12 protein-coding genes are annotated in these 12,779 nt (G+C 69.8%); 6 read left to right on the top strand and 6 right to left on the bottom strand.

The window, feature by feature from the left end; genetic code table 11:
• Positions 1-404, top strand: a 404-nt coding sequence (locus ACZ6BB_RS34890; protein ID WP_471619134.1) for a hypothetical protein, incomplete at its 5' end; no start/stop codon positions are given.
• 254 nt (positions 405-658) lie between these two features.
• Here ACZ6BB_RS34890 and ACZ6BB_RS34885 read toward each other — a convergent pair.
• Complete coding sequence (locus tag ACZ6BB_RS34885; protein ID WP_471619129.1) at positions 659-1,000, bottom strand: hypothetical protein; 342 nt, start codon at positions 998-1,000, stop codon at positions 659-661.
• Between the two features lie 197 nt (positions 1,001-1,197).
• On the opposite strand from ACZ6BB_RS34885, the gene ACZ6BB_RS34880 reads away from it, so the two are divergent.
• Together ACZ6BB_RS34880 and ACZ6BB_RS34875 are read left to right on the top strand one after the other, a co-directional pair.
• Positions 1,198-1,347 (top strand): hypothetical protein, encoded by a 150-nt coding sequence (locus ACZ6BB_RS34880; protein WP_471619128.1) that lies wholly within the window; start codon positions 1,198-1,200, stop codon positions 1,345-1,347.
• A gap of 231 nt (positions 1,348-1,578) precedes the next feature.
• On the top strand, positions 1,579-2,595 hold the full coding sequence (locus ACZ6BB_RS34875; RefSeq protein WP_471619127.1) for an arabinan endo-1,5-alpha-L-arabinosidase: 1,017 nt from the start codon (positions 1,579-1,581) through the stop codon (positions 2,593-2,595).
• A 1,157-nt stretch (positions 2,596-3,752) separates the two neighbouring features.
• Here the strand turns inward: ACZ6BB_RS34875 and ACZ6BB_RS34870 are convergent.
• Together ACZ6BB_RS34870 and ACZ6BB_RS34865 are read right to left on the bottom strand one after the other, a co-directional pair.
• The gene (locus tag ACZ6BB_RS34870) at positions 3,753-4,289 is read right to left on the bottom strand and encodes a hypothetical protein (RefSeq protein WP_471619126.1); all 537 of its coding nucleotides are present in this window, start codon (positions 4,287-4,289) and stop codon (positions 3,753-3,755) included.
• A gap of 347 nt (positions 4,290-4,636) precedes the next feature.
• Positions 4,637-5,323 carry an alpha/beta fold hydrolase gene (locus ACZ6BB_RS34865; RefSeq protein WP_471619125.1) on the bottom strand — a complete coding sequence of 229 codons (687 nt, stop codon included), beginning with the start codon at positions 5,321-5,323 and terminating at the stop codon, positions 4,637-4,639.
• A gap of 217 nt (positions 5,324-5,540) precedes the next feature.
• On the opposite strand from ACZ6BB_RS34865, the gene ACZ6BB_RS34860 reads away from it, so the two are divergent.
• Complete coding sequence (locus ACZ6BB_RS34860; protein ID WP_471619124.1) at positions 5,541-6,083, top strand: GNAT family N-acetyltransferase; 543 nt, start codon at positions 5,541-5,543, stop codon at positions 6,081-6,083.
• Positions 6,084-6,187: 104 nt separating this feature from the next.
• A complete protein-coding gene (locus ACZ6BB_RS34855; protein WP_471619123.1) occupies positions 6,188-7,162 on the top strand; it encodes a helix-turn-helix transcriptional regulator in 975 nt (324 codons plus the stop codon).
• Between the two features lie 136 nt (positions 7,163-7,298).
• Here ACZ6BB_RS34855 and ACZ6BB_RS34850 read toward each other — a convergent pair whose 3' ends face one another.
• Together ACZ6BB_RS34850 and ACZ6BB_RS34845 are read right to left on the bottom strand one after the other, a co-directional pair.
• Positions 7,299-8,747, bottom strand: a complete 1,449-nt coding sequence (locus tag ACZ6BB_RS34850) for an FG-GAP-like repeat-containing protein (RefSeq protein WP_471619122.1) — start codon at positions 8,745-8,747, stop codon at positions 7,299-7,301.
• Between the two features lie 833 nt (positions 8,748-9,580).
• Positions 9,581-9,862 (bottom strand): hypothetical protein, encoded by a 282-nt coding sequence (locus ACZ6BB_RS34845; protein ID WP_471619121.1) that lies wholly within the window; start codon positions 9,860-9,862, stop codon positions 9,581-9,583.
• A gap of 262 nt (positions 9,863-10,124) precedes the next feature.
• Between ACZ6BB_RS34845 and ACZ6BB_RS34840 the strand changes: the two genes are divergently transcribed.
• The gene (locus tag ACZ6BB_RS34840) at positions 10,125-11,102 is read left to right on the top strand and encodes a phage baseplate protein (RefSeq protein WP_471619120.1); all 978 of its coding nucleotides are present in this window, start codon (positions 10,125-10,127) and stop codon (positions 11,100-11,102) included.
• A gap of 422 nt (positions 11,103-11,524) precedes the next feature.
• On the opposite strand, the gene ACZ6BB_RS34835 is transcribed toward ACZ6BB_RS34840, so the two are convergent.
• The gene (locus ACZ6BB_RS34835) at positions 11,525-12,760 is read right to left on the bottom strand and encodes a DUF418 domain-containing protein (RefSeq protein ID WP_471619119.1); all 1,236 of its coding nucleotides are present in this window, start codon (positions 12,758-12,760) and stop codon (positions 11,525-11,527) included.
• Between the last annotated feature and the right edge of the window lie 19 nt (positions 12,761-12,779).

The raw sequence follows: 12,779 nt of genomic DNA, 5'->3' as shown, positions 1-12,779 counted from the left end.
GCGATGACCTGCGCGATCTGGCACAACCGCACCATCGGCGCACCCATCACCAGGTCCCTGACCGCCTACGACCACTGAGCCACATCGGAACTAATCATCTAGACCTTGATCGGTGCGACTCGGACGCCGATCCCCCCGACGGGCCGAGAGCCGACGGGCCGACCGCCGAGACGATCGCCGGCTTCACCGCGGTCGACCGCTGCGCCTGCAGCGTGTCCTTACAGCCCTCCGGGCCCGCCGAGATCGACACCAGCCTGCTCACAGGCTCCCGGCGGCCTCTGGTGCCGTTCGTGCCGCACCTGGAGCCGGGCACGGTGGACTGGAAGGCGTTCGGGTTCTGCGTGCTGGTAGCAGATGCACCGGATGCTGTGCTGGCGGGAAATGCTCTCGAAGAACTCGCGTAAAGCGGCCTGATGACCAGAAGAGGTGTGGGCAAGGGGTCTTTTCGGGGTCACCGGCAACCGAAGACGGCAGATCGGTTCGGTATGTCGAATGGCACGCATGCGGGACAGCGAACAGATGACGCGGAACGCGGAACTCCAGCGAAGCGCCGTACCCCGGGCGCTCTGGGACGGCCTCCGCTGCCAAGAACACTGCTCACCCCCGCGCCGAGGCCGGAGGGCACACGGCGCCGACCGCCCTTCTTTCCCTGTCCTGATCAGCCGTCGGCCGAGCTTTCCCCGGCTTTCGTCCGCTCCTTCTCACGGGCCCTCAGAGCGCGCAACTCGATGGCGTCCAGCACCAGTTCGAGCGCCGTCTCGAACTGGTCCGCTTCGTCGATCTCGGCCAGATAGGGAGCCACCGCGGCCAGCCGTGGGTAACTCACAGGTGAGGCGGCCAGGTACTCGCGCCGCCACGCCGCGCGGTCACCTTCCTGCGCCTCCCTGTCCAGGGCGAGAAACGCTGCCTGGAAGGCACCCATCGCGAGTGCCAGGTCCGCCAGGACTCGGTAGGCGCTCGCCGACTTCGCCCGGCCAGAGCGGACAGGACCCCGCGTCACCACCGTCTCCCCGCGCCGCTGGACGGCCGGGGGCTTCGCGCCCGCACCGGCCGCCGCCGTACCCCTTCCCCTCGCCGACGCCGACCGCCTGCGGACCACGCCCGGCGCATGCGTCCTGTGGGCCCCCGGACGGCGACGGCGGGACGCTCTGCACGGCGAACGGCCTCCATACCCGCACCCCCATCGGGCCCGGCGCCATGACGGCGGTGACGCGGGCGCTGACCGGACCGGGCCCGGTGCGGGTGGCCGACGTCCTGTCCCTCGTCCCGCCCGGCACACCGCGCGAAGACGTCCGCGCCCTGTTGGAGCGCCTGGAGAGTTTCCGAGCACTGCGCCGGGAGCCCTGAGCCGGACCGGATGGCCGCCCCGAACTTCACCGTGGATGCGGAAAGCCGTGTCGTCGGTCGGGCGCGCGGCCTTGGATGCGCATGCCGGCGCGGTCGACCAGGATCAGGTCCGACTTTCGGGTGTCTGCGGCGCAGGCCATTGACGCGCAAGTTGTTCGATTCTACGGTTCCGGCCGATGACGCGACGGCTGTTCGGCGTGACGAACGGCACCCCCACCCAGGAGCGTCCGCATGAGCCGCATCCCCCGTACCTCGCAGACCCCCCGCACCTCCCGCTCGTTCCGTCCCTCCCGCAGAGCCGCGCTCGTGGCCGTCCCGGCCGCGGTACTGCTCGCCCTGGCCCCCACCGCCGCCTCCGCCTACCCCGACCCCGGCACGGTCACGGGGGCCACCGTCGTCCATGACCCGACGATGATCCGCACCTCCGCCGGGCGTTACCTTCTCTACGCCACCGGAGGCGGTCTGACCCACCGCACCTCCACCGACCGGATCAACTTCGGCGCGGGCGGCGACGCCTTCTCCACCAGGCCGGGTTGGTGGTCGTCGTACGGGGCGACCGAGGCCTGGGCCCCGGACATCTCGTACCAGGGAGGCAAGTACCTGATGTACTACTCCGTCTCGACCTTCGGGTCGAACAAGTCGGCCATCGGGCTGGCCGGTTCGGCGACCGGTCTCCCCGGCTCCTGGACCGACCACGGCATCGTCTACTCCTCCACCGCTTCCGACGACTACAACGCCATCGACCCCAATCTCTTCGTCGACGACAACGGCACCTGGTGGCTGTCCTTCGGGAGCTGGTGGACGGGGCTGAAGATGATCCAGATCAATCCGGCCACCGGTAAGCAGCTCACCGGCAACACCACCCGGTACTCCCTCGCCTCCCGCCCCACCGGCACCAAGGCCGTCGAGGCGCCCTTCGTCGTCAAACGGGGCAGTTTCTACTACCTCTTCGCGTCCTACGACACCTGCTGTGCCGGCACCGGCTCCACCTACAAGGTCAAGGTCGGACGTGCCACCAGCGTGACCGGGCCGTACCACGACAAGAACGGCGTCGCGCTCCTGAAGAACGGCGGGACACCGGTGCTGGAGTCCCACGGCCGGTACATCGGCCCCGGCGGCCAGTCGATCATGAAAGACGCCGACGGCGATCTGATCGTCTACCACTACTACGACGGCAACGACAACGGAAGGCCCAAGCTAGGTATCAACCTCCTGAACTGGAGCAGCGGATGGCCCGTCGCCCGCTGACCCGAGGATTGCCCCCGCCAGGCCCACCCACACACGCGAAGAACACGAGGACTCGTCCGACCCATCGGGCTTCGCGGGGGGAGAGAGGAGCAGCGCGTCGCTGCTCCTGCCACATCGCCGCTCGGCACTCTCGGTGAACCACTTGTAAGGGATCGCCGCCGGCCAAGGACAGCCGTCCAGCAGTCCCCGACGCGGTGGGTGAGGGGCCAGTCGGAGTCCACGCCCACCTCACGCGTGGCCTCCGCGATCAGCCGTTCAGCATCCAGGCGCCCAGCCGGTCGTGGTCACGGCTCAGCCGTCGGACCGGCTGGCTCAGGCACGTGTTGCTTCTGTGCGCCGGTCAAGTGCTTCCGGCGCCGTGGGGGCAGCGGCTTGGCGGCGAGCGCGTTCCTGCCTACTCAAGAGACATGGATGGATTCGCCGTCTTCATCATCGTGGTCGCCGTAGTGTGGACGATTTGGGAATACTCTCGGCCCCTTGCTCCCAACGCGTGCCGTACGTGCCGAGGTAGGGGGCGCATGCCGGATTGGAATCGCAATCACATGAAGGACAAGACGGAGTGCACTTGGGTGAGGTGTCGTAGCTGTCGAGGTTCGGGGAAGGTGTGAGAGAGCTGGTCGGTCGGTAGTGGCGTTGGCCGGTGACGTGGGTCGGATACAGCCCTTGACCCAGGCGGTACGCGGAAGCCATTGACGCGGTGCTCGGCGAGGGCGAGGTAGTCCTACCCGCCGCGGAGAGCGGAGAGCGTGCCGGGCACCGGGCTCAGTCCTGGGTGCGTACGACGGTGCGGCGAGTTCCCGCGGGCGCGTCGCCGAAGTGCTGCAAACACCTCGTGGATCCCGTGGTCGACCCGCAGATGCACCTGGCCGTGCTCGGAAGGCACGGGCTCCGCATCACCCCACCCGTCGGCCGGCGAGCGCGGCCATCGGTGAAGTACGCGCGGAACAACGGCTCGTCGCCGCGTTGCACACGGGCCACCGTCGTGGAGCTGTACCCGAAGGCCGCCGCGCCGGCGCGGTCCCTCGATGACCGCCGCTCGCGACGGCCGGGCGAGCCACGAGACGCGGCCGACGCCGCTTCCGTCAGTGCGCCGGAGTGCGCCGCACCACCGAGGGCTCTCGGCTCATTTCCTCGCCGACATGTCACCCCCACATCGGCTAGTGGATCAAGGTATTCAGCATGATGATCACTAGGCCGATCAGCATGTCGAGGCCCCCTGCCCGGCACGAGGACGGCCATCCCTGCCCAGCCCGGCGGGCGGCCCAGGCGCCCAAGCCGAACAAGGCCACGGTGTTGAACAACAGGGCCGCGTCCACCGCAGTTGCCTCTGCCCACCACCCGGCCACCGCGGCAAGCAGCATCCCCACGGTGGGCAGCACGGCGGCGACCAAGGGCCACTCGGCGAGCACCGAACGCAGTCTGCCGGTGGCGGCTGTCCCCTCGGCGGACGCACGCGCGGCGATGACATGCGCGTACCCATGGGCGGCGCTGGACGCCACAGCGGTGATCAGCACCCACAGCGCGTCCGCACCGGGATCGGCCTCCTCCCCTGCCGCGTCGAGCGCGGCCACCATGGCACTGGCCAGCACCAGTCCATAGATGCAGCTGAAGAGCCACTGCTCCGACGGCTGTCGCCGCAGAATCTTGCTGGCCGCGACGTTCTCGGGGCGGACACGGTCGGCGCGGTCGGGCATCGCATCCCCTCGGCGCGGGAAGATGGCTGGGACCACACATGCTCACCCACGTGACGTCCGCGAACACGCCACCACGCGAGCGCGCCTGATCGATGTGCCCGAAAGAAGGCAGGACGTCGGTGCCGGAGGGGACTCTCCCTCAGAGGTGGAGACACTTGACACTGGATCTGCCTCGCCGGCGGCGCGTGTAGGGGACTTCCCTGCACTTCACGTGCGAGTACCTGGCTGAGAAGGCGGTCCGACCTGGTGAGCACGGGCACGCCGAGGTCGGTGGGACCGCCCCGGCTGGCGCCGCGGCTGCGTTGCGGGGGCGGTCGAGGCCGGCGTCAACTCCGCCACGGCGGCCGTCAGGCCGGGCCGGCTGCCGCAGCCAGGATTCGGGCCAGTTCGGCAGGCTTGGTGACCATCGGCCAGTGTCCGGAGTCGATATCGACGAAGTCGACCTGCTTGGCCCGGGCCAGCTCCGGGACGTCGCCGGCGTCGATGCACTCCTGAGCCTGCGCGGGCGTGAATTCCGGGCACACGACCACGACGGGGACGTCGAACCGCCGGTCGTCCGCCAGCCGCACCACGCCCTGGGCCACTGCCTGGGGCACGGCAATCGCGGCAGCCGCCAGCTCTCGCCTGGCCTCGTCGTCGAGATCGGCGGCGTCCGGCCCCTCGAACGGGCTCCAGCCCGGGAAGGGCATGACGCCGTCCCTCACCTCGAAGAAGTCGGCGTACGACTGACCGTGAGAGGACGGGAAGCCGCCGATGAGGGCAACCTTGGTCAGCCGCTCCGGCCTCCGGTCGGCGGCCAGCCAGGCCAGCGTGCAGGCGACGGAGTGCCCCACCACCATGACCTGTCCGGGCGCCGCGTCCACCGCGGCGAGCACCGCCTCCGCCTGGTCCTCGAGCGTGGCGGACGAGGAGCCTTCCCCCTGGCCCGGGAGGGTGAGCGGCACTGGGCGATGGCCGAGCGCTTCCAGCTCGGAGGCGACAGGACCCCACACGGATCCGTTCAGCCACAGGCCGCCGATGAGTATGACGTTCATGGTCAGTTCCCCTTCTTCTGCTTCGCAGATGTCACCGTAGAAGGAGATCCGGACGATCCACTGCCGGTTTTCTCCGGCGACCTTCCGACCGTCCTAGCTGCGGCCCTAGACGTGATCCGGCGCAAGGTGACGCCGGTCTGTGGGGGTCGGCCTGACGGCGGTAGCGGGCTACCGAGTCCGGGCTCGTTCTCCGTACGAGATCTGGCAAGATCCGCTTGTGAGCCGATCCATGGTGACTTTGCGCAAGCTCGCGCTCGACGACTGGCAAGCAGTGCACTCCTGGGCCGGCCTTGAGGAGGCCTGCCGCTACCAGCCTTGGGGGCCGAACACCGAGGACCAGACACGCGCGTTCGTGCAAACCGCCGTCGAAGCCTGGTCGCACGCCCATCAGCGGAGATTCGCCTACATTGCTCGCTTCGAGAACGAACTCGTCGGCATGGGTGAGCTGAACATTCACAGCCGTCGCCACCGGCAGGGCGAAATCTCCTATGTCGTGCATCCGAGGGCCTGGGGGCATGGCGTGGGCACGGCGATCGGACAAGAGCTTCTGTCGCGCGGGTTCGGGGAATTGGGACTCCACCGGATCTACGCGACCTGTGACCCCCGCAATCTCGCGTCGTCTCGGTTGCTGAGCAAGCTCGGCATGACGTACGAGGGGCGGCATCGGCACACCACGTTGATCCGGGACGGCTGGCGGGACTCCGAGATGTTCAGCATCCTCGAAGCGGAATGGCGGCCGAGCCCCGGCGACAAATTGTGATCTTGATGGTGGGGAGCCTGTTCGGGCAAGGATGCGGCCACCGCGCTGGGGAACCCGGGGACTCCTCTGATTCTGGAGTTCAGGGGACGGATTAGCCTGCTAGCGTGCCGAACGATCTCAGCCCCACTGCGCGGGCACTGCGCGCCCTGGAGATCCTCCAGGGCCGCCCAGGTACGACGGCCGACGAACTCGCCGTACGGCTGGGTGTCACGGAGCGCGCCGCGCGCCGATACGTCGGGATACTGCGAGAGGCCGGCATCCCCGTCGAGTCGTCCCGGGGGCCGCATGGCGGATACCGGCTGGGGCGCGGGACGAGGCTGCCGCCTGTGCACTTCACCCAGGCCGAGGCCCTCGGCCTGGTGATGGCCGTACTCAGCGGCCAGCCGAGCGCGGCCGGCGCCGATGACCTGGTCGGCACCGCTCTGGGCAAGGTCGTCAAGGCACTGCCGGACAGCGTGGGCCACCATGCGGCAATGCTGCGGGAGTACGCGTCGGCCGCACCGGACCCGTACGCGGCCCGCCCCGATGCGGCCATCACCAGCGAGCTCGTCGGTGCCGTCGCGGACCGGCACCGCGTGTCGATCACGTACCGCAGCGAGGCCGGCAACGAGTGGGAGGCGGAGGTGGATCCCTGGTCCCTCGTCGTCCGCTACGGGCGCTGGTACCTGCTGTGCCACTCCTGTCGCGCGGATGCAATCCGCACGTACCGGGTCGATCGGATCCGTGCGGTCCGGCGGACCGGCCACGAGTTCGAACCGCCCGACGGGCTCGATCCGGTGGCGGCGCTGGAGGAGAACCTGGGTCTCGGATGGGAGTTCTCCACCCGCGTGGTGTTCGACCTCCCGCCGGCCGAGGTGTCCCCCTGGGTCCGGCCTCCCATGGGACGGCTCGCACCCTTGGGGGATGGATGCGTGCTGGTCGGCAGCACGCGCAACCCAGCAATGTACGCGCAGGAGTGGCTGGCGAGGCTCCCGTTCGCCTTCCGCGTCGAGGGCGGGGACGAGCTGCGTGCCGCGGTCGTGGCGCTCATGGCGCGCTTCACCGCCGCCGTGGCCGACCCGCCCCGACAGCGCACGTAGAACTTGCCGGACTTCACCCGCGGATCTTCCGGTCAACCTCCCCGACGCTCCCAGCGCGCCGGCCGGACTCCTGCCCCGAGGGGCCGTGCTGCCGGGCCACCGAGACGGTGGCCCGGCAGCACGGCCCGGGGTCGCCCTACTTGGCGAACTCGCGGCCGAAGAGCGCGCCCTTCTCCGGCGCTCCCAGGACCGAGGGCCCGAACGACGTGATGTTGGTCGTGGTCAGCCCGGCCTTGGAGCCGCGGAACAGCCACACCGCGCCGGAGTTCTTGTACGTGCCGTCCTCCTCGGGCGCGGCAACGGCCAGGTCTGCGCGGTCGTTGGCGTTCACGTCGAGCAGGGCGACGTTGGCGCCGAACTCGTCACCGGCCTCGGAGGCCCCAGGCACCCCGGAGTCGGACTGGTCGAAGGCCTGGGCGTCGGTGCCGGTGAGCCCGGAGGCACCGCCCTTCAGCAGGACGACCGAACCGGCGTCGCGGATGGCGCCGATGTCCTCGCCGGGGACGCCGACCGCGATGTCCGGGTAACCGTCACCCGTCACGTCACCGGCGGCCAGCGCGGCGCCGAACTGGTCACCGTAGTCACTGTCGTCGTCGTTCCGGTAGCCGTCCTCGGAGACGCCGGGCACGCCGGCCGTGTTCTGCGTGATCCTCGTGATTCGGGCGCTCGGTCCGTCCGGGCCGCCGTAGACGACCCGCACATTGCCCGCTTCGTACATCCGCATCTCGGAGACGGCGTCGACCTGCCGTCCGACGTAGTCGCCGTAGCCGTCCATGTTCACGTCGGCGACAACCCCGCCGACGGAGGCGGACCCGGTCGACCTGGAGTGCTCGGTGTCGATGCCGGTCGCGGTGCCCGGCCACCAGAGGGTGCCGTACGACCGCTCCTCGAAGCCGTGGGTGGTGACGAGGTCGTCCTTGCCGTCACCGTTCATGTCACCGGCGATGACGTGCCAGGTCTCCTTCTTCTCGTTCACCGGGAAGACGTTGGTGTCCGCCGGGGCCCCGTCACGGGTGAACGGACCCAGGTGGACCTGGAGGATGCCGTCATTGCTGAGGGCGAGATCGTCCTTGCCGTCGCCGTTGAAGTCACCGCCGGCCAGTTTGCTCACGGTGCCGCTGAGCGCCGTGGCGGAGGCCAGGCCGTTCGCCGAGCCCCACAGCACGGCGGCGCCCTCGTAGGCGCCGACCACGAGGTCGGTGTAGCCGTCCCCGTCGAGGTCGCGCGCGGCCGTGGACATGCCGAAACGGTAGGGCGAGGGCTCACCGGGCACCCACGGCAGAGCCTGCGAGACGATCAGGGGGTGCGCGGTGTCGGCACCGGCCGCGGAGCCGTGGACGACGGCGACATAGCCGGCGAACTCGACACCGGAGACGGTGGCCTCGGGCGCGCCGGTCGCGAGGTCGGCGAAACCGTCGCCGTTGAAGTCGGCGATCGGTGCCTTCGGGACCGCGGCGGCCGGAGCGGCGACGACGAGCGGAGCGGCCAGCAGCGCGGCGACGACGGCCGCGCTGCCCGCGACCGTGCGGCTGTTCGTACGACGGGCGGTGCCGGGGATCGTACGACGGCTGGTGCGAAGAGGCACAGACTCTCCAGGAGTCGGATGAGGGGAGGGGATGCCGGTTGTGCACATCCGATCGTTTGACCATCGAGGGTGTGCAACGGTTGCTGGGTTTCACCCTCTTCCTTGCCGATGCCGTAGATGCCGCCGTGCTGGTTATCGGGGGCGGTGAGGACGCCGTTGAGTGCGTCGGCGGCCATGGTGTGGTCCGCGCCGCGCGGGATCCGCTCCCAGGGTGTCGTCCTCGGAGGTCGGACAGGCAGGTGTACATCTGCGTGATCGGCATCTTGCCGCAGGTGGCGGTGAGGAGGAGATCGGCTCGCAGGTTCTGGCCCACCGGGTGGACGAAGGCGTCCGTGGAGGCGTCGGCGTCGCGTGAGCCGTCGGCGCTGCGGTCGACCATCTTGCGCGCCTCGGCCTCGTCGCTGACGGACGAGCGCGGGTTTCACCGCCGGCTCGGCGCCTCGGCGGCGACCTGCCGTGGACGCAAGGGTCTGTGCGCGATCAGGTGGACAGCACTCGGCGACGCGGCGGTCCCTCACCCGGGCATCCGCGCCGACGGCGGGCGGCAGCCTGTCGCCGGGACGCCCCATCCTCAAGTGGCTGTAGGAGTCCCGCCATTCCGCGACGGCCCGCCCCCGGGACCGCAGGCCCCTCGGGGGCCGAGGCTGGCCAACTGGGCATGGCAGGCAAGGGCAATTCCGGAGCCGACCGGTCAGCCTTGCAGTTCAGACAGGTCCTCGCCACTGAGGCTGAGATCGTTCGCCGCGAGGTTCTCCTTCCAGGTGTTCCAGGGAACCGCTACCCGGAATCGCCAGCACTTGATCCGGCTTCCCACTCGCGGCGCCTGCCCCAGGTCAATCCTGGGCAAGAGAAAGGACCGGCGGAGCGGCGATCCGCGCGTTCGGTATCACGCGGGCGACGCGGGCGACGTGTGCGGCGTGCGTCCGTTCTCCGCCGAGGGAGAACGTTACATCGATCAAGTTCGACCAAGGCCCGGCCAGACTCAGCTGGACCTCGCCGGTCGCCACGGCTGAACTGCACCACCAGCTCGGCTGCCAGGTCGTCTCCTCGCCCTTGGGCACCGGGAAGTTCGCGACGCGCCACGCTGTCCGCGCCACCTCGTCGTCCCGCAGCACGTCCCAGGTGGCCCAGGCTCATATTCTCTCGCGGCCCCTCTCGGGGAGTATGCGCACAGCCTGGCTGAACGGGCCCTGGTCCACTCGGAGTCGAGCAAGCGCCGCTCCCGTCATCACCTGGGAAACCGTCGCCTCGCGGAGAGTTGTGCCTGTCCAGTGCCGCAGTTGTGACGGACCCCGCCCGATTCGGGGCGGGGTCCGGCCGAGGAGATAGCATCACGCACTTCTGCCCTCTCCCCCCACCATGCTCTGGAGTCCCCCCATGAACCACACGCCCGGTTTCCCCTTCTCCCGCCGCGGCCTCATACGCGCCGGTGCCGGCGCCTCGCTCGCCGCGCTGGGGCTCGGTGTCGGCGCGCAGACGGCTTCCGCGGCGGTGGCCACGACCAAGCGGTTCGATCTCACGCAGCCGTCGTACGACCTGTTCCGGTCCAAGGACACACACGGTGCGCGGGTCCAGCAGAGCTTCGCCTTCGACTGGGTGAACAAGTTCCTCTTCGTGGCGACCAAGCGGAGTGGAAGCTCCGAGTCCGACGGTGACCTGTGCATCAACAAGATGGACTTCGACGGGAACTACATCTCGTACATGCACCTCAATGGCTTCGGTCACGGCGTCGCCTTCGCCGCGCTGCCGAGCGGTTCCGGCACCGAGCTGTGGATCGAGTGCGCCGCGAACACCAGCGGATACGGCACCGCGCTCACGCCCGTCACGTACTCCGCCGACACCACGCTGAGCTCACCGGCCGCCTCGGCCGCCTACCGGCCGATCGCGGGGGCCACCGAGTACACCTGCTCCGTCGACCCGGTCTACCAGCGCATGATCGTGCGGTACCACACCAGCTCCGGCAAGCGCATCGCCGTGTACCCCCTCTCCGCCTTCGAGACGGGCAACTTCGGCTCTCCGCTGGTCGACTTCAAGCAGCCGACGATCTCCGGCACACCGCAGGGCTACGCGTTGTACGGCTCGTACATGTACTACCTGACGGGTGACGCGTACCCCGGCGACGGTACTCCCACCGGCGACGGCAACACCTACGTCACCAGCATCGACATCAACACCGGCACTGTGAAGCAGGGGCCTGTCCTCACCAAGGCCGGCTCCACCCTGCACCATCGCGAGCCCGAGGGCCTGGCGATCTACCGCACCGACGGCGGTGAGGCCCGCCTCTTCATCGGGTTCGCCACCGGTGTGGAGGGCGACCGGCGCTCCAGCATCTTCTACAAGAACGCGCTGATCTGAGCCGTCCGGGCCGCGCCAGGACCCGGCCCGCCGCCCGGCTCCCGCCGCGCACCGCGTGCGGTGGGAGCCGACGGTACGGCCAGGGCACCAACACCGAGCGGGGCGTCCCCGTCTCGGGGGTGTTCGAAGGTCTCGCAGGCCCCACGGCGCCCGGCAACGCCCCGCACACGCGAGGGACAGCGAACCGGTCTGCCGCCGCACGGTCGCCGCCCTGACCGCGTCGACGGGCGGATACCTCACCGGACTGGCCGCCGTCCCGCCCAAGGCCCGTGCCTGAAGGCGCGGAGGTGAACGACGCTCAGCCGCACAGGAATCGGCTGCGCAAGCCATCCGGCCACCTCCCCCCTGTGACAGCCCGAGGAACTGCTCATGACGGGCCGTGAGCGACCCCGTCGGGGGTGTGTGACACGGGGGCCGAGGTCTCAGCGGCGCATCCGGGGACGCTCCGCGTTCGTGACGGCCCGCAGTGCCCATTCGGCCGGGCCGTACCGGTACCGCGCGAGCCAGCGTCGGCTCACCCCCAGTTGGATCGCGAAGATACCGACGGCGATGACCGGCACGACCGCCGGCGGCGTGTCCCCGGCCAGCCCGAGCCCCACGCCGGTGAAGATCAGCACGCCCAGCAGGGACTGGCCGAGGTAGTTCGACAGCGCCATCTGACCGGCTGGTGCGAGCACCCGTGCCAGCCGGGCGCCGCGTGGAGTGGCGAACACCCGTAGCAAGGTCGCCAAGTAGGCACCGACCAGCAACGGCGCGGTCAGGACGCTCACCGCCGCCCCGGCCAGGCCGACCGTGCCTCCACCGATCGCGAAGACCAGCGCGCCCCCGAGCCCGATCGCATATCCGACCAGTTCCAGTCGGCGCTGCGCGACCGTGTGCCTGCCCATCCCGTCGGATAGCGACTGGCGCCGGCCCGCGGCCAGCCCGACGAAGAACGCGGCAAGCGCGAGCGGTCCCTGCACGGCAAGACTTCCGGCCATCGTCGGCAGCAAGCGCACGTGCTCGCCGATCACCGAACCCAGGCCGCCGGCAAGCGCGTCGGTCGACGCGCGACCGTCGGCGAGCGCGGCCGCCTGGTCGGTGACCAGTTCGACGCCGGCGAGGGCGGCCACGGCTATCCCGGCCGCCATGACGCCGACGATCGCCCCCGCGGCGATGACCGCGGTCCTCGGCTGGATGCGGTGCACCGCGAGCAGAACAACGCCGAGCAGCGCGTAGGTGGTCAGGATGTCGCCCTGGAACAGCAGCACCGCATGCAGGCCGCCGAGCACGAAAAGTCCGCCGAGCCGGCGGAGGAACCGTCGGGTGAAGTTCGCGCCGGCCCTGCCCGCGGCGGCCAGCTGCAAGGTGAAGCTGTATCCGAACAGGAACGAGAACAGCAGGTAGAACTTCATCTCGAACAGCAACCGGACCCCGAACTCGACGGTGTCGTCCAGCCACGAGCCGTGGGCGGGATCGGCGACGAGGTGGAAGGGGTAGCCGGAGGCGAAGTACGCGAGGTTCACGACAAGGATGCCGAACAGCGCGAACCCGCGCAGCGCGTCGACATCCAGTAATCGGGTCGGGGTGCGCGGGGGCAGCGTTTCCGATACAAGAACGCTAGGAACGGTGGGAGCGTGACACGAGCCAGTGCTCCCGAGAATCCGTGGTGGGGCCAACCCCACCGACCGGGGCCGG

The sequence above is a fragment of the Streptomyces sp. NPDC041108 genome, from assembly GCF_055592645.1.
The sequence above is the reverse complement of the archived record's forward strand: the minus strand, read 5'-3'. Positions and strand labels throughout refer to the sequence as shown.

What these genes read in the sequence shown, in the direction of transcription:
- ACZ6BB_RS34875 (WP_471619127.1), top strand. Translation starts at nt 1,579, where the DNA reads ATGAGCCGCATCCCCCGTACCTCGCAGACCCCCCGCACCTCCCGCTCG.
- ACZ6BB_RS34865 (WP_471619125.1), bottom strand. Translation starts at nt 5,323, where the DNA reads ATGAACGTCATACTCATCGGCGGCCTGTGGCTGAACGGATCCGTGTGG.
- ACZ6BB_RS34880 (WP_471619128.1), top strand. Translation starts at nt 1,198, where the DNA reads ATGACGGCGGTGACGCGGGCGCTGACCGGACCGGGCCCGGTGCGGGTG.
- ACZ6BB_RS34870 (WP_471619126.1), bottom strand. Translation starts at nt 4,289, where the DNA reads ATGCCCGACCGCGCCGACCGTGTCCGCCCCGAGAACGTCGCGGCCAGC.
- ACZ6BB_RS34840 (WP_471619120.1), top strand. Translation starts at nt 10,125, where the DNA reads ATGAACCACACGCCCGGTTTCCCCTTCTCCCGCCGCGGCCTCATACGC.